Genomic DNA, 16,467 nt, shown 5'->3' on the forward strand with positions numbered 1-16,467 from the left:
CTAACCGGGAATTGTCTGCTATGTTCCGCGGCTCGGTTTTGCGGTCAGCGTCGCCGCGGCGAACTATTCGCGAGCCTGGTACCGGTTTGCGCTGCCTGTTGCGGTGAGGTGACCGCGTACGTTCCTCGGGCGCGTTGGCCCTGGGAGTTGTCGGGACCGGCGGGGAGGTCGGCCATCCGCCGCAGTCGCCACACGAGCACATCGCTCACGCGTTCCGCCGTGCCCAGCTCCCGTCGTGCGGCTGCCTGGGCGAGCAAGGTGGCGGGACTGTGACCGGCTGCCTGGACCTCGGCGAGGGTGGCTGCGAGGGCCGGCCAGCCGGGTTCAGCGAGGATCCGGTCGGCCAGCTCGGGCAGGGCTTGGCGTACGGCGGCGGAGTGGTGGCGTTGCCAGGCTGGAGCCAGGCGCCGGCCCCGGTGGTTGAGCATGGCCATGGGGTACTCGGCGGCGGCCTGGTAGGCAGCGCGCAGGTGTTCGGCGGCTCGGTGGGCGGCCTCGGCCTGCTGGGCGTGCTGCTTCTTGGCGTGCCAGTGTGCGGCGGCGGTGATCAGGAAGATCAGCATGTCGATGGCCATCGCGGCGGTGGCGCCGTCCTCGCCTCGGCCGAGGGCCGGGCCACCGTCGACGAGGTCGCGGGCGGCTTGCCGCAGGGCGTGGTCGTGGCCGCGTGCGGCGCGGACGTGGGAGCGGGAGGCGCGTTCGAACGCGGTGGCGGCGGCCTGGAGTTCGCGTCGGGTGTGGGCGGCGGAGGTCTGGGCGAGGGCGTCCAGGACTTCTCCGGCGGCGGCGATCTGCGCGGCGATGACGCCGTCGTCGCCGTGGTCGATGACGAGCAGTGCCTGCCAGGCGGCGGCGCTGGCGCGCCGGCGTGCGGACGCGGGCCCGGTCACCGACGGCTGGGCAGGTTTCTGGGCGGGGTCGGCCGAGGTCTTGGTCCAGCGTTCGCGGATGCGGGGCAGGGAGAGGTCCGGGGCGAGCTTGGAGCCGGAGTAGAAGACGGGCTCGCCCTTGGCGTTGCGGTCGCCGGGGAGGGCGACGGTGTAGCCGAGGGTGTCGCCCGACGGCGCGACGCGTCGCCGGATGAGCAGACCGGCTGAGGTGAGGCGGTCGAAGAACTCCTCCTCGCTCGCCGCGCCGGCCGCCGAGCGGCGGACCGTCTCGCGGAGCTCCTCGCGCGTCGTGCGCTGCTGGCCACAGCGTTCGGCTTTGTGGCGTTCGGCGCTGGTGGGGCGCTTGGCAGCGGTGCCATCGCCCGGCGTGATCCGGCGCAGGCCGTAGTCCGCTTCGATGAGGCGGGCCTCGGCCTGGGCGCGGCGGGCTTCGTTGTGCAGGCGGGGCCGTCGGCCGTCGTCGCGGACGAGGGTGGCGATGATGTGGATGTGGTCGTCGGCGTGGCGGATGGCCGCCCACCGGCAGGCGGCGTCGTCGCCGTCGGGGGCGATGCCGGTGGCGGCGACCATGCGGCGGGCGATGGCTGCCCAGTCGTCGTCGGACAGGATCGGGTCTTCGGGGCTGGCGCGTACGGACAGGTGCCACACGTGTTTCTTGGGCCGTCGGCCGGCGGGCAGGGCGTTGACGGGCTGGTCGAGCAGTCGCTGGAGCTGCCCGTAGGTGGCCTGCGGATCATGGCCGGGGTCGGGCGTGAGCGGGTCGAAGGCGGCCACCAGGTGCGGGTCGGTGTGCTCCTCGTGGGTGCCGGGGCCGTACAGGTAGCGGATCAGCCCGATCGTCTCGCTGCCGCGCTTGTGGATGCGGGGGATCACGAGGCGGTACCACCGTCCCGGTGGGCGAGGAGGGCGTCGGTGGCGTCTTCCATGCGGCGGGCCGCGTTCAGGACAGCCTGGGCGGTGGCGTCGAGGTGGGGTGCGTCAGCGCCGGAGTTGAGGGCCTTGGCGACCTGGTTGAACAGGCCGTGGATGCGGCCCAGGTGCCGGCGCGCGGCGAACAGCTCGTCGATGACTTCCCGTTCGGTGGCGATCTCGGCGGCGGTGCGGGTCAGGTCGCGGGCGGCCTTGTCGACGGCGTAGGCGAGGAAGGCGGCGTTGGTCATCTGGCACGTAGCCGCCGCGGCGGTGAAGCGCTTGTACTCGGCGTCGTTCATGCGGCAGCTGGGCTGGTGCAGGCGCTTGCGGGGCTTCGGCTGACGGGCGCGCTGACGCCGCCGCGAAAGGGACTCGACCTGCCGTCCCCCTCCAGGCTGCGGTCCGCCCTCGGCTGCAGCCTGCCGGTCCGGCGCCCCCTGGCGCAGGGCCGCTCCCGCCACCCCTGGGGCGGGAACTCCGGGAGCATTGCTCCCGGGACAACTTGCTCCGCCTGATGCTGGGGCCATGGGCGGCTGCTGCTGGGATGTGGCGGGTGCGTGCTGCGGGTCGTGCATGGGTCTCCGTGTCGGGTTGTGGGGTGAGTGGCTGGGCGGAGTGTCCGTCAGCCGCGGCGGGAGGCGTTCAGTTCGGCCTTGACCTCGCGGGCGATGACGCCGGCGGCGTCGCTGGCGACGGTGTATCCGTCGCCGCGCACGGTGTCCTCCAGGAGGTCGCGGGACAGGCTGCCGTGCTCGTCAAGGAGTCGGTGGGCGTAGGCGCGAAGGATGTCGTTGGTGGCGCGCGGCTTGCCGCCGGCCCGCTTCGGCTTCGGCGTGCGGCGCTTGGCGGGTGGGGTGTGCGAGCCGCTGCCCGTGGGCGGCGGAGTCGCCGCTTGTGGCCGGGCTGACCGATTCGGGCGGGCTGTCGATTCCGGGCCGGAGCGGGCAGTGGGATCCGGGCGGGCGGATCGCGGGCGGGCGCCCGGGTGGGGTTCCTCGTCGCCCGGATCTGACGGGTGCGGGCGGGCTCGGCCCTCTGCCCGCCCGTCGCCGTCCGCCCGCCCGGCGGCGTCCGCCCGGGAGTGGTCGGGCTGTGCTGCGTGCTGCCCGGCGGGCAGGGTCCAGCGCCCGGGCAGTTCGATGGTGGCCAGGGCTGCTGCTTGGCGTCGGGTGGCGAGCTGGCGCAGCAGCTGCTCGTTGCGGAGCGAGTCGGCGTCGACGCCGGAGCGGGCGAGGGCCTTGGACAGGCGGCGCACGGCGCGTCGGCCCGCCCATCCCGTCCGCTGCTCGGGCGTCATCTCGGCGAGGCGGGCGGCCAGGGCGACGGCCCGGTGCATGGCCCGGTCTCGGATGATCTCGGCGGCGCCCTGGTCCTGCTGGACTATCCCCAGGCGGGCGAGCAGCCGCTCGCGGGCCTGCCTTGTGAGGACGGCGGCGAGCGCGCGGGATGCGGCGTCGGGGGTCCGCTGGCGCAACTCGATACCCATGGCCAGGTGCCACAGCACGGCGGCCATCACCGGGCCGGTGAAGGCACGCACGGTGCCGCCGACCGGGCCGGCCTCGGCGTAGGCGGAGATGGTCTGCATGGCGGTGATGACCCAGACCAGGACTCCGGGCAGGCCGGCCGCCTGCCTCGGCCCGTGCAGGTTCTGGCGGGCCATCAGCGCCATCGAAAACAGGGCGAGTTCGGCGGCGGCGAACATCGCGGTGCGCTCGGCGGTGTTGCGCATGTCGAGGTAGTGGGCGGCGAACCGCCAGCTGGTGTCCGCGCTGTAGGCGGTGCACACGAGCGCCGCCACGGTCGCTGTGACGACGGCTGCCGAGAGGCGCCGCTGCTGATCGCGGCTGCGGTGCTGGCTGTGTCGCGCCTTCAGGCCCCCGAGCAGTGCGCCGGCGGCGACGGCGAGGACAGCCACGGGTACGAGCGGATCATCGGTGAACGGGAGCGAAGCGGTGGCGAGTGTGTCGGATATGGCAGGGGGCATGTACGGGGCTACTCCGGGGAGAGTGCGGAGGCGATCACGGCGTTCACGGATGGGGGCGTACACGCGGGCCCCCTTCTAAAGGGGGCCCCGCGCGTGATCGCTTGGGTGTGTGTACGGCGTGGACGGTCGCGTGATCGCTCTACCTGGGGTTTTGCGGTGAGCGTGTGCGCTGTGAGCGGTTCACGGCGGTCTACGGGCGTGGAGGCCGCGTGTACGGTCGCGTGAACGCTTTCGGGTGTCGGGGCGGGGCTCAGCCGACGGCGGTGAGGTGGCGGGCGGAGGCGTAGTAGCGGGCCTGTCGGCCGCCTCCGGCCCCTCCGGCCATGCCGTCGGCCTTGGTGGCCAGGCCGCTGTCGACGAGGCTGCCGAGATGGCGCCGTGCCTTCTCGATGTCGGCTCGTTCGGGGTCGCCTCCGCCGATGAGGATGATCGCCAGCTCGCGTGCGCTCAGCCCGTTGGGGGCGTTGCGCAGCAGGGCGGCGGGGTCCTTGGTGGGGTCGACGGTGGTGGTGCCGCGCACGTGGTCGTGGGTGACGTCCAGGGGGCCGACTTCACCGGTGGAGGTCTTGAGGTGGTGCAGGGTGACCGCGGGGTCGCCTGCCCGGCCGGTGACGAACAGGACGCTGCCCGCGCCGGAGGTGTACCAGGTGGAGCCGTAGACCTGGTCGAGGCTGGGGCGCTGGCCGCGCGGCGCGTCGGCGGTGGCCTTGCGCTGGTGGTGCAGCTCCATGATCTCCACGCCGTTGCGAATGGCACGCATGCGGGCGTTGTGGAAGGCGACCGCGAGGCTGTCGTCGACCATCGTGCTGACCGCGTCCTTGAGGCTGTCGATCACGATGGTGTCGGCCTGGTGGGCGGCGGCGAGGTCGGCGAGGAGGTCGGGCTCCTTGTCGAGGGTGGCGGGCAGCGGACCTTCCCAGACCACGAGCCGCTCGCGCAGGATCTTCTCGTCGGTGGGGAAGACGCGGCGGGCCATGGCCTTGGCGATCTGCTTGGGGCGGTCCATCGCCAGGTAGAGCACGCGCCGGCTGGGGGCGACGGGCATTTCCAGGACGGTCTCCTGCAGGCCGATGCGAGCGAAGATCACCTGATGGGCCAGGGTCGTCTTGCCGACACCCGGAGCGCCGACGATCATCAGGCTCTCGCCGGATGCCCAGACGGTCTTCTCGCGGGTGCCCCACAGCGGCTCGGTGTCCGCACCGCTCTCTTTGACGAACGACCATCCGTCGGTGATGAACCGCGAGAGTCGTCCCTGCCCCGAGGCCAGGGCGCGCTCGCGCTCGGCCCGGACTTCGGTCTCGACCTCGCTGCGGATGGCGTCGGGGTCCGCTCCGGGCTCCATGGACCGCTGAACTGTGCGCAGGCCCGAGGCGCGCAGGCGCCGCAGATCGGACATCCGGCGCACGATCCCCGCATAGTGGGTAGCGCCGCTGACCGAGGGCGTGGCGGAAGCGAGCCGGTGCACGTAGGCGCCGCCGCCGACCCTCTCCAGGTCGTCCTGCTCGCGCAGTCGGTCGCAGAGCATGATCGGGTCGGTGGGCTTTTCCTCGCCCCGCAGGGCGAGGACGGTCCGCCAGACGGTCTCGTGCGCCGGCCGGTAGAAGTCCGGTCCGTCGAGCAGGTTCCGTACGGCGTCGACGACAGCCGGGTCGTGCATGCACGCGCCCAGCACAGCGGCTTCGGCGTCCGCGTCGTGCGGCGGCACGGCGGTGAAGTCGTCGAAGGGGCGCGGGCGGCTGTGGTCGTTGTGGTGTGGCGCGGCAGGACGGGGTTCGTCCATACTGGGCACTGAGCTCCTCACTTGCGAGCCGTATGGGACGGCGAATCCCAGGTCACGCAGGTCGATCGTTCAGGGATGGGCGGTTTCGAGGGTTCGAGCTTGGCCCCCGGTGTTCGTAGCACCGGGGGCTTTTTGCGTTCACCCCCGTGCGGGGGCGGACGACCCACACTACCTGACGTTTTCGGCAACGCAATGGTTGCGTTCGGCTCCGCAATGGTGTTTCCTTGGATCATCGCCCCGGGTGTCCCCTGGGCCTGACCGAGGAGGTGGAGAGATGAGCAGCGAGGACGGGGCGGCCCGCGCCGGCCCGGACCGACCCTTGCCCGAGGACTACGTCGCCCAGCGGATCAAGCTCGAACGCGAAGCGCGCGGGTGGAGCACGGTCACGCTGTCCGAGCGGATGGCCGAGGCCGGCCACCCCGTCAACCAGGCCGCCATCTGGCGCATCGAAAGCGGCAAGCCAAGACGCCGTGTCAACCTCGACGAGGCCATCGGCTTCTGCAAGGTCTTCGACCTGGACATGGACGAGCTGACCAGCCCGCCCGGCCAGATCGCCAACGCTCACGTCCGCAGGCTCATCGCCGAGTACGTGGGCAACTACAAGCAGCACCTCGCGGCTCGCAAGGAGATGCGCCGGATCCAGGGGCAGCTGCAGGAGTACACCGACGCCAACCCGAACCAGGAAGACCTGGTGAAGGGATTCCTGGCGCACGAGCTCGCAGTCGCCTCCAACGGCGAGTTCCACCGCCACTTCCCGCCGTCGAAGCTAATCAGCTACCTCGGCGAACACGTCAAGGACATCACCCCGAAGGATTGACCGGCCCGCCGTCCCCCGCTGCTACGAACAGCGAGGGCGGCCCTCGCCGCGTACCTCCCATCGCACAACGCCCATCCCTGAACGATCGCGGCCAGCAACGGGATTCGCCGTCCCACGCTCGGCCAGAGAAGGACTTCCCCTTGCCCGAAAATGCTCTTCCGCTTGCCCAGATAGCCCGCCTCCTGGACGTCCCCGAGGACGCCCTGCGCACCCTCGTGGCCAACCGCCGACCTGCTGGTGACGCCACGCTCGTCGCGCTCACGGTCGAGGAGGCCGCTCGCCGCCTGGGCATCGGCCGCACCAAGTTGTATGAGTACGTCTCCACCGGAGAGATCGCCTCGGTCAAGATCGGCAGTCTCCGGCGCATCCCAGCCGAGGCGGTGAACGACTTCCTGACCCGCCAGCTCGGCGCGTCGGACTTCGGGACTGCCGCGTGACCGACTCCCGCACCGCCAAGTCCCGCCAGCCCAACGGCGCCTCGACCATCTACCTCGGCAAGGACGGCCGCTGGCACGGCCGCGTCACCGTCGGGGTCAAGGACGACGGCGGCCCGGACCGGCGCCACGTCAGCCGTAAGACCCGCCCCGAGGTCACCAAGGTCGTCCGCGAGCTGGAGCGCCAGCGCGACAAAGGCGCCGTCCGTAAGGCCGGCCAGTCCTGGACCGTAAAGACGTGGCTCACCCACTGGGTCGAGAACATCGCCGCAGCCCACGTCTCGGAGAACACGATCGACGGCTACCGCGTCGCCGTCTACCACCACCTCATCCCCGGCCTCGGCGCCCACCGCCTGGAGAAGCTCGACCCTGAGCACCTGGAGCGCTTCTACAAGAAGATGCAGGACAACGGCAGCGCCGCCGGCACCGCCCACCAGGCTCACCGCACGGTCCGCGCGGCCCTGAACGAGGCCGTGCGCCGCCAGCACCTTGCCGCGAACCCGGCGTCCATCGCCAAGGCCCCCAAGGTCGAAGAGGAGGAGGTCGAGCCGTACACGATCGAGGAGGTCCAGCGCCTCCTCGCCGAAGCGGGCAAGCACCGGAACACCGCCCGCTGGGTCATCGCGCTCGCCCTCGGCCTGCGTCAGGGCGAGGTCCTCGGCATGCAGTGGGACGACGTCGACTTCGACCTCGGCGTCATCCGCGTACGGCGTGGCCGCCTGCGGCCCCGCTACAAGCACGGCTGCGGCGACCGCTGCGGACGCAAGCCCGGCTTCTGCCCCCAGAAGATCAACACCCGCCGCGAGACGAAGAACGCCAAGTCCCGCGCCGGCCAGCGGCCTATCGGCGTCCCCGACGAACTGCTTCAGCTCCTGCGCCAGCACAAGGAGGCCCAGGCCCGCGAGCGAGCCAGGGCTCGTGACCTGTGGACGGAGAAGGGGTACGTGTTCACCTCGCCCACCGGCGAGCCCCTGAACCCGAACACCGACTACCACAAGTGGAAGGAGCTCCTGAAGGCCGCCGGCGTCCGCGACGCCCGCCTCCACGACGCCCGCCACACCGCGGCGACTGTCCTGCTCATCCTTGGCGTTTCCGACGCGGTCGTCGACGCCATCATGGGCTGGGAACCCGGCAAGTCCGCCCGGATGCGCCGCCGCTACCAGCACTTGACCAGCCGCGTCCTCAAGGACACCGCGGCCAAGGTCGGCGGACTCCTGTGGGGCGCGGACCAGACGGCGGGAGGTGTTGAGCCGGTAGTCAGCCAGAGCCCTGTGCCAGCCCAGATGGTGGTCCACGTCGCCCGCCTCGGCGAACGGCGAGTGCCGTTCCTCCACCGCGAGCACGCGGACGAGGTCGTCGCCCGATGGAGCGAGGACTGGCCCGACCACACGGCCGAAGTCGAGGAATGGGATCGCTGGCGCTGGGAGCACCAGGGGCCGGGAGGCGCGAGCGGCATCCGCGATCGAGTGCCTGAGCGGGCGGTGGTCTTTCACGCCCGAGCCCTGTTCCTCCCCGGTGGGGAACGCTCGGCAGCCGGAGCCCCGGAGCAGTGGTCGGTGCCAGCCTGGGACTTCGAGACCGACCGCTACACAGACCGCGCCTCGGCCTGGCGCACGGCCCGGCGTCCTGGCACGGGCCAGGAGGTCGAGGCCCAGGTGCGGGGCACGGACAAGGTCGCAGTCGAGGCGGCCTTCGCCGAGGCTTGTGCACAGGCTGTGGACCGCGCCCGAAACCCGGGGAAGTACGGCGACACCGACGAGTGGTAGCGAGAAAGCGATCAGACGAGCCCTGACCAGTTTTGGACAGGGCTCGTCTCCGCGGCCGTCACGCCGGCGGCGACAGATCCACGTCCAAGTCTGCCGCGAGCTGCTCAAGTTCGAGCAACGCACCGCGTAGGTCAGCGGACAGCGCGAGGGTCAGTTCCGTCAGGGACTTCGCCTCCGTCGAGTCCTTATCGTCCGGCTCGATCAAGCCGATGTCGAGATTGACGTCCTTCGTGGCTGCGAGCTCGGCACCGTCGAACACCTGCAGGCGGCCCGAGGGCTTCCGACGGGCGATCGCCTCGGCGGTCTCCTCGCACTCGCCGACTCCGAAGACCCGCTTTTCGAAGTCCTCCAGATGCCCGGGGAGCAGCGGGTTCTGCTTCAGTGTGAAGCGGTTGCCCGTCCTCAGGTCGTACACCCAGAGCTGCTGCGTGTGCGGGGGCTCATCATCGCTGCGGCGAGGCGGGGCGGCGTCGAAGAAGAGGACGTTGGCCTTGACGCCCCCCGCGTAGAAGATCCCGGCGGGCAGACGCAGCATGGTGTGCAGGTTGAACCGCTTGAGCAGCTCACGGCGGATAGTCGCTCCTCGGCCGCCCTCGAAGAGGACGTTGTCGGGGAGGATCACCGCGGCGCTGCCGTTGTCGGTGAGCAGGCTCGCGATGTGCTGGACGAAGTTGAACTGCTTGTTGGTCGTGGTCTCCCAGAAGTCCTGGCGGTGGTACGACATGTCCTCGCGGCTCACCGTGCCGTCGACATGGGTGATCACGATCGAGGACTTCTTACCGAAGGGCGGATTGGCCAGCACCTTCGAAGCCTTCTTGGCTGGTGGTTTGGCCAGCGCGTCCTCTACATGGATCAAGGGCTTGCCATCGGGCCTGCCGATGCCGTGAAGGAGCAGGTTCATCGCGGCGAGGCGTGCGGTCGCCGGCACCAGCTCGGTGCCCCAGATCGCGCCCTCGTCGAATCGGGTGGACTCAGCGACGGACATCTCGTCACCGTACGTGCTCACGATGTAGTCATGCGCGGCAAGTAGGAAGCCACCGGTCCCGCATGCCGGGTCGGTGATGGTGTCCTCCAGGGTGGGGCGCATGCACCGCACGATGGACTCGATGAGCACCCGTGGGGTGAAGTACTGTCCCGCGCCAGCCTTCGTGTCTTCCGCACTACGGGCGATCAACGCCTCGTAAGCGTCGCCCTTGATGTCCTTGCTGGACCCCAGCCAGGGCTCCTTGTCGATCAGGTCGACGATGAGGCGGCGGAGGTTGGTCGCGTTCTGGATTCGGTTACGAGCGCGGTGGAAGATCAGGCCAAGAGTGCTATTCCGCCCCTCGTCCTGCTTGCCGAGGTCTGTGAGGAGCTGGGTGTACGTCTCCTCCAGCTGCTCGCCGGAGAGATCGAGCAGTTGCGTCCAGCCACGCCCCTCCCACTCTTCCGAGTCGGGGAGTACATGGCGGCGCTGAGATGCAGGGAGATCCTTGTTGGCCTCCTCCTTCTCGGCGGCCATCTTGAGGAACACCAGGAAGCTGAGCTGCTCCAGGTATTCGAGGCTCGATACGCCGTCGTCGCGTAGGACATTGCAGTAGTTCCAGAGACGATCGACGAGACGACGTGCTTCCGGCTTCACTCGGTGAACTCCAGGGGGAGGGTGGACTGTTCGCCCTCGGGGAGGGGGGGCTTGGAGGTAGGGGCCGGTGGCGGCGCAACTGTGGACGCGGGCTGTTCGGCTGAGCGTCGACTCTTTCGCCTGACCTGCGCGGCGGCCCGCCGGGCCGCCTTCCGCTCTGCCTCTGCGGCCTCGCGCTCGACCCGAATGCGCTTGAGGAGGTCCTCGGCGGGCTCGTCGTCGGGGTCCTGGGGGACGAGCTTGCCGGCGAAGGCTTCGGCGAGGAGGGCGCGGCGGAGGGCGGTGGTGTGGGCGAGGCCCTCCTCGCAGGCGGCCGTGAGGCGGTGGAAACGTGTGAGTACCTGCTCCCCGAGAGCCACGAAATCGGCCTGCTCCTGTGGGTCCGCCGGTGGAACGGGAACAGGGAGCAACTTGACCTTAGAGATGCTGATAGAGGCCAGGTTGACAGTCTGCTTGCCATTCGATTCGAACCACGAGCGCGCTGCTGAGTTCACGTACCAGCCGAGCAGTTTGGGGTGCGTAACGTGGTCCTGGATCCGGGCCCGGAAGAGGTGGTTCTGGTGAATGCAGTCTTCGATTTGCTCTTCCCAGATCCATCCTCGGCCGAGCTTGTCCCGGTCGCCTCCTTCGGTCATCAGCAGATCACCGTCCTGAAGGCGGAACTTCTCCAGGGCCTTGGGGGCGACACGGATCTTCGTTACACGGGACAGGTCCAGTCGGGCACGCTGGGCGTTGGCCACACGCAGGTACGGCACCTCGAGCAGACCGGAATCGTCCTGCTTTTTGGAGTCCTTGGTCACCCCGCCGACCACTTCGGCGATGTTCTGGAAGCGGGCCCAGCGCCATCCTGTCGCGAGCGGGGGCAGCTCGCCGTCTACCACTCCCGGCGATGCCTCGATGGAGACGTGCTGCGGGTCGGCGTCGTGGGCTAGGACGCCGGTCGCGGCAGCAGCCATAACTCTGTCGCCCAGACGTTCCAGATGCTGCCGGGTCGCTGCGAGGCGTGCTTCGATCTTGTCGAGCCGCGTAAGTCGCTCGTCAAGGGCGTCGGCGATGCGACCCTGCTCCGCCCTAGGAGGGAACGGGAGCCTCACTCCCTGAACAGCCCCTTGGCTCACCTTGTTGATGCCCGTTCCGGTTCTCGCCGATCTCTCGATTTGCTGGCGAACGGCAGGCGAGCTCCATAGGTATGCCAGGAACCGGGGCTCGACGTGGTCCGGGTTGGTCGGGACACGGATCATTGTGTCCGGGTACGCCACAGGGACTGGGATAGACGTGACCAGGGCTCCGCGGCCCACCAAGCTCAGTGATCCGCTTGCTCGGCTCACGAGGAAGTCGCCCGGTCGGACCAGGTAGGGCGTAGCCTCCTCCGCTGTCCAGTCGCCCAGCTTGTACTCGGAGCAGTCGACCTCGTTGTCCTTGAGCGCGGTGAGCCTGAGCACAGGAAAGCCGTTCTCGTCCGAACGTACCGAGCGGCCGTTGGCCGCAGGCGCGCTGAGAATGTCTGAGAGCGTTACCCAGGCCCACGCCTCCGGCAGCTCTGCCCCTTCCATTCCGCCCGGCGCTCCCGCGCCCCCCTCACCGCTCTCCATACTCACGCACCTAGTTCCCGATCCAGTTCATTGATCAGCTCGTCCGGTGTTCGCGTTCCTTCCGCGAACACAGCTCTGAACCTGCTCCAGCCGCCTTCAGCCCGGCACAGCGCATGCTGCTCCAGCGCGTCCACGGAGACGGTCGCCGAGGTGGCGACGACCTTCGCGATGCGCTTCAGCCAGGCGAGCTGCTCTTCCGTAAATGTCGCTCCCGCCGTCTCCTGACGCGCGAGCCACTCTTGGAAGCGAAGGTCCACGGTATCCCGGTATGGCCGGAAGTCGCCTCCGTCGAGTCCCAGCTCGTACCGGAGAACCGAGAGCAACTCGGGCAGCCCGGCGTTTCGCCGCCGCTTGCCCCGTGCGATGCCGAGGTCGACGTATGCCTTCCAAAGCTGTTGCCCGGTCCATCGCTGGTGGGGAGGACTGACCCTGCTGAGAAGCCCGTCGATCCGGGCCTCGACCTCGCTCAGCGACCGCCGTTCCTTGAAGGCGATGCGCAGGGCGGCGAACCGGTCCTGCTGGTCTGCCATGTACTGGCGCCAGTCCTTCACGGTGCGTTCGGCTCGCATGAGGTCCGTCACACCTTCGGCGATCACACCGCCGTCTTGGCTGAGGTGGTCGATCTTGATCCAGCGGCGTCGTGCCGCTTCGATGAGCGCCTCACGCAGCGCCTCACGCTCGACGAACGGCCGTAGAGCCTGGGCCAGCACAGCGTTGAAGACCGCCTCGTCGGTGGCGGTGGGGGCGATCCCCTCCGCTGACGGCGCCTCGTTCCCCACCGTCTCCTTCTCACCAGTAGCCATGGCCCGCTCCTTCGCCAGCCGGTCCGGATCGGTGGCATGGACCAGGTCGGTCACCAGCTCGGTCAGCTTGCGGCCGCCCGCACAGCCCTCGATCCGGGCCAGCTGCCGCTCGTCGAGCCGCTGCCCGAGCCGACTCAGGCGGCCGGCCAGGGTGGAGGCATCGTCGACGGTCAGCGGAACCCCTTGCGCACATGCCCGCAGCAGACGCTCCAGGCTGGGCAGCTCCTGCAGGTCGTCCCGTACGAGTGGTCGTGCGTCCACCATGGCGTGCTCGGTCACGCCCACGGTGTCGACGATCACGAACCGGTCCTTGCACAGTGCATCCTCTGTGACTCTGCGTAGGTCCTCCGGCTTGATGATCCGAGCACCGCGGCCCTTCATCTGCTCGAAGTATGACCATGTCCGCACGTCCCGCATGAAGACCAGGCACTCCAGGGCGGGGATGTCGGTGCCCGTGGCGATCATGTCGACGGTGACGGCGATTCGGGTCTCCGGTGCGTTGCGGAACTCTTTGATCGCCTTGGAGGGCTGTGCGGTCTCACTGTTGATCTTCAGGCAGAACTTGTCACCTGCGTTCCACGCCCTGCGGATCTCTGCAACGATGGCGTCTGCGTGCCGGTTCGTCTCCGCGAAGACCAGGGTCTTCGGGACGATGCTCCGCTGGTGCACGATCTCACCAGTCTCGGCATCGATGTCGGGCGGGAAGATCTCCGTGAACAGCCGGTCCCTGAAGGTCTCGATGACGGTCCGGATCTGGCTCGTGGACTCGACCCGGGTGTTGAGCTCGGCAGCCGTGTACTCGTCGTCCTCGTCCTGCTGGTGCCAGTGCTGCTCACGCGTGACACGGTCCACATGGGCCAAGACGGTGTTGATCTTCTCGACGGTGCCGTCAGGGGCCTGGGCCTCGGTCACGGCCGGGATCTTCGATCCGTCCCGGGTGATCCGGGTCGAGATCCGGTAGACGTCGTAGTCGACGTTGACCTCGTCGGCGACCGCTTCCTCGTAGGTGTACTGGCTGACCAGGTTGTTCTCGAAGAAGGCGAACGTCGGTCCGATCGGGGTCGCGGTCAGGCCCACGATGTGTGCGTCGAAGTACTCGAGCACGGGCCGCCAGGAGCCGTAGATCGAGCGGTGGCACTCGTCGATGACGATGAAGTCGAAGTAGTCGGGCGGAAGCGCAGCTGAGTAGCGCACCTTAGGCGGTCGCTTGCCGAGCCCCGCCGTCCCACCGCCCTCGAAGCTGCGTGCCTCATCGCTGTCGGGTGCGGGTGGCGTCTGCCCGGTCAGCATGCACCACAGTCGCTGGACCGTAGTGATCACGATCTTGTCGGAGTCCGTCAGGCCCGATGCCCCGCCCGACAGGTGCTTGAGTGGGAAGTCCTCGTGTAGCGGCTTCTTCGATTCCGCCGGCTGGAAGCCGCGGTACTCCAGGAACGCCTGCTCACCCAGGTTGTAGCGATCCACGAGGAACAGCACGCGATGCGCGCCCGCGTGCTTGAGCAGCCGATGGCTCGCCTGGACGACGGTGTACGTCTTGCCGGCTCCGGTCGCCATCTGGATGAGGGCCCGTGGACGGTCGTTGGCGAGAGAGTTCTCCAGGCCCTCGATGGCCCGGCGCTGAGCGTCGTACAGCTGCCGCTGCGGATCCAGGTGGACGCCGGGCAGCCTGCGCAGCCGGGCTCTCAGGGAGGGCGTCTCAGGGTGGTGCACGGCATTGCGCTTCCAGCGGGCGAGGGTGGCCGGCTGGGCCGGGGCGAAGACGTAACGGCTGCGGGCCCCGCCCTGGGGAGCGTCGGCGGCGGGTGTGCCGTCGAGGTGTTCGGCGTCGAGGGCGTTGAGGAAGACCCAGGCGTGGCCGTTGGTTCCGTAGCGGAACGGGAGGGGGCGCTCCCGCCAGGTGCGCCGCTGGTGCTGCGCGGCGATCGGGGTGGCGAGCTGGTCGGCCTCCGCGAGCATTTGGTGGGGGTCGTCCGAGTCGATCCCCGCTACGACGAGGCCGCTGAGGTCCCGGTCGACATGCAGGAGGTAGACCCGCAGACTTTCGAGCTCCGGGTGTGCCGTCCGGACCGCCGTCGGATCAGAGGTCAGGTCGCGCTCGTGCGGGGCGCACACTCTCCATCCGGCTTCGCGCAGAGCCTGCTCGACCTTGTCACTGTTTCCCTGCGCGCCAGAAGCGCTCACGGTCCCTCCCCGTACCCTCGCGGCCTCACGTGCTCTGTGCCTGCCCCGCGCCCTGAAACAGCCCGCCAGCCCCACCCATTACACCAGTTGACGTACACACGTCCTGGGCTTTCGCCAGCGCGTGGACGATAACCGTCCGGATCTGGCCATGGGCTCCGGCGCGTCACGGTCAGTGCGCGTCCGTACAGTGGGCGGTAAGTTGCGTCGGGCCAAGTAGGCCCGGTCCGTAGGGGAAGGGCCAGCGAAGACCAGGAAGGACGCTCGGGTGTATGTGACGAGGCTCCGGCTCGACGGCGTGCGTGGTTTCCACGGCGCTCGGGCCTGCGACCTCGATTTCACGCGCCCGGATGGAAGCTATGCCGGCTGGACCGTCCTCGCTGGGCGAAACGGTTCGGGAAAGACGACCTTGCTGAGGTCGATCGCCCTAGCCCTGGCTGGCCCGGAACGGGCCAGCAGGCTGGACGGCGAGGTCGAGGACTACCGCACCTACGGGCAGTTCCTGGGAAGGCTGGAGCTGTCCCTGCGCGCGGACCGGGATGCCGACCTCGGGGCCCCCTCTCCGCCCGATCCGCGTACGGTCTCTATGGTGTGGGAGCCGGGCCGTGAGCCGCTCAGCGCGGAGGACGCACCCCCGACCCGTGTCCGGTTCCTCGCCGACCCAGGCGCCAAGATCGCGAACCATTTGTGGGACTTTTCCCCGCCACCGGGCTGGTTCCACGCCGCCTACGGCCCTTTCCGACGCCTCAGCGGCACCGGCCTCTTCGAGCGCGATCGACAGAATCCGAACCGTGCCGAGGCCCTGCGCACTCTTTTCGAGGAGCAGTCGGCTCTCACTGAGTCGGTGGTCTGGCTCGTCTCCGTCCACACGCGCCGACTGGAAGGCGAAGCCGGCGCAGAGGAGCTGCTGGAATCCGTGCTCGCGCTGCTCAACGATGATCTACTGCCGGGCGACTTCCGCGTGGAGGAGATCACCTCGCGCGGCCTGTGGCTGCGACGGGCCGACGGCGTGGGGCCACTCATCGCCCAATGGCGGATGAGTGATGGCCTGCGTACCGTCACGGCGCTGGTCCTGGACGTCGTACGCCAGATGCACGCCGCCTACGGAGGGCTGGCACTGCATTGGGATGACGGCGGCCGACCGTACCTGCCGTACCCGGGCGTCGTCCTCATCGACGAGGTAGACGCGCACCTCCACGTCTCCTGGCAGCAGCGCATCGGCGAATGGTTCAAGGCCCACTTCCCCGCCGTCCAGTTCATCGTCACCACCCACAGCCCCTACATCTGCCAGGCTGCGGACCCTGGCGGCCTCATCCGACTGCCGGGGCCGGACGAGCAGACCCCGCCAGAGGTCGTGGACGAGAAGGAATACGGCACGATCGTCTACGGCACCGGTGACGACGCGGTGCTCTCGGACTTCTTCGGCCTCCGGTCCCCGTTCTCCCGTCGCGCCGAGGAGCTGCGCGAAGAGCTCGCCGATCTGGAGTATGAGGTCGCGTCGGGCGACGCTGATCCAGAGACGGTGCGACGGTTCCGCACTCTACGCCGGACCTTGGCCAGCTCCCAGGCGACCTACGTCGAGGACTCCAGCCTGCGAGCCAGGAGGCGGGAGACCGGCGGCTCGTGATCAGGATTGTACGACCGCGGCTCCCTATCGGACTGGAATCCTCCCTGCTGGCCCTGACCCAGG

Annotated in this window: 11 protein-coding genes; 4 read left to right on the top strand and 7 right to left on the bottom strand. The window is 69.3% G+C overall.

Going from position 1 to position 16,467, the window contains the following annotated elements; translation table 11 throughout:
• Window positions 1-44: 44 nt before the first annotated feature.
• The 4 genes from ACFVQZ_RS26385 to ACFVQZ_RS26400 form a co-directional block, all read right to left on the bottom strand.
• Window positions 45-1,763 carry a mobilization protein gene (locus ACFVQZ_RS26385; protein ID WP_383626629.1) on the bottom strand — a complete coding sequence of 573 codons (1,719 nt, stop codon included), beginning with the start codon at window positions 1,761-1,763 and terminating at the stop codon, window positions 45-47.
• Entirely contained in the window at window positions 1,760-2,101 is a 342-nt protein-coding gene (locus tag ACFVQZ_RS26390) for a plasmid mobilization relaxosome protein MobC (protein ID WP_383626632.1), read from the bottom strand. The genes ACFVQZ_RS26385 and ACFVQZ_RS26390 overlap by 4 nt, the downstream gene beginning before the upstream one ends.
• Before the next feature lie 323 nt (window positions 2,102-2,424).
• Window positions 2,425-3,786, bottom strand: coding sequence for a hypothetical protein (locus ACFVQZ_RS26395; RefSeq protein WP_383626635.1), 1,362 nt, complete (start codon window positions 3,784-3,786; stop codon window positions 2,425-2,427).
• Window positions 3,787-4,036: 250 nt separating this feature from the next.
• Window positions 4,037-5,566, bottom strand: coding sequence for a DnaB-like helicase N-terminal domain-containing protein (locus tag ACFVQZ_RS26400; protein WP_383626638.1), 1,530 nt, complete (start codon window positions 5,564-5,566; stop codon window positions 4,037-4,039).
• Window positions 5,567-5,840: 274 nt separating this feature from the next.
• On the opposite strand from ACFVQZ_RS26400, the gene ACFVQZ_RS26405 reads away from it, so the two are divergent.
• The 3 genes from ACFVQZ_RS26405 (at window position 5,841) to ACFVQZ_RS26415 (ending at window position 8,583) form a co-directional block, all read left to right on the top strand.
• Entirely contained in the window at window positions 5,841-6,383 is a 543-nt protein-coding gene (locus ACFVQZ_RS26405) for a helix-turn-helix domain-containing protein (RefSeq protein WP_383626641.1), read from the top strand.
• A 140-nt stretch (window positions 6,384-6,523) separates the two neighbouring features.
• On the top strand, window positions 6,524-6,820 hold the full coding sequence (locus tag ACFVQZ_RS26410) for a helix-turn-helix domain-containing protein (protein ID WP_071266727.1): 297 nt from the start codon (window positions 6,524-6,526) through the stop codon (window positions 6,818-6,820).
• Window positions 6,817-8,583, top strand: coding sequence for a tyrosine-type recombinase/integrase (locus tag ACFVQZ_RS26415; RefSeq protein ID WP_383626644.1), 1,767 nt, complete (start codon window positions 6,817-6,819; stop codon window positions 8,581-8,583). The genes ACFVQZ_RS26410 and ACFVQZ_RS26415 overlap by 4 nt, the downstream gene beginning before the upstream one ends.
• A 58-nt stretch (window positions 8,584-8,641) precedes the next feature.
• Here the strand turns inward: ACFVQZ_RS26415 and ACFVQZ_RS26420 are convergent, their stop codons facing one another.
• Genes ACFVQZ_RS26420 through ACFVQZ_RS26430 form a run of 3 tightly spaced genes read right to left on the bottom strand, consistent with a single transcriptional unit; the run spans window position 8,642 to window position 14,780 of the window.
• Window positions 8,642-10,204: an N-6 DNA methylase gene (locus tag ACFVQZ_RS26420; RefSeq protein WP_383626647.1), complete on the bottom strand. Its 1,563-nt coding sequence runs from the start codon at window positions 10,202-10,204 to the stop codon at window positions 8,642-8,644.
• Complete coding sequence (locus ACFVQZ_RS26425; RefSeq protein WP_383626650.1) at window positions 10,201-11,796, bottom strand: restriction endonuclease subunit S; 1,596 nt, start codon at window positions 11,794-11,796, stop codon at window positions 10,201-10,203. Before ACFVQZ_RS26425 ends, ACFVQZ_RS26420 begins: the two co-directional genes overlap by 4 nt.
• A 2-nt stretch (window positions 11,797-11,798) precedes the next feature.
• The gene (locus tag ACFVQZ_RS26430) at window positions 11,799-14,780 is read right to left on the bottom strand and encodes a DEAD/DEAH box helicase family protein (RefSeq protein WP_383626653.1); all 2,982 of its coding nucleotides are present in this window, start codon (window positions 14,778-14,780) and stop codon (window positions 11,799-11,801) included.
• A 265-nt stretch (window positions 14,781-15,045) separates the two neighbouring features.
• Between ACFVQZ_RS26430 and ACFVQZ_RS26435 the strand changes: the two genes are divergently transcribed.
• On the top strand, window positions 15,046-16,404 hold the full coding sequence (locus tag ACFVQZ_RS26435) for an AAA family ATPase (protein ID WP_376468946.1): 1,359 nt from the start codon (window positions 15,046-15,048) through the stop codon (window positions 16,402-16,404).
• The last annotated feature ends 63 nt before the right edge of the window (window positions 16,405-16,467 follow it).

The sequence above is a fragment of the Streptomyces sp. NPDC057854 genome (assembly GCF_042797055.1).
Classification (GTDB): Bacteria; Actinomycetota; Actinomycetes; order Streptomycetales; family Streptomycetaceae; genus Streptomyces.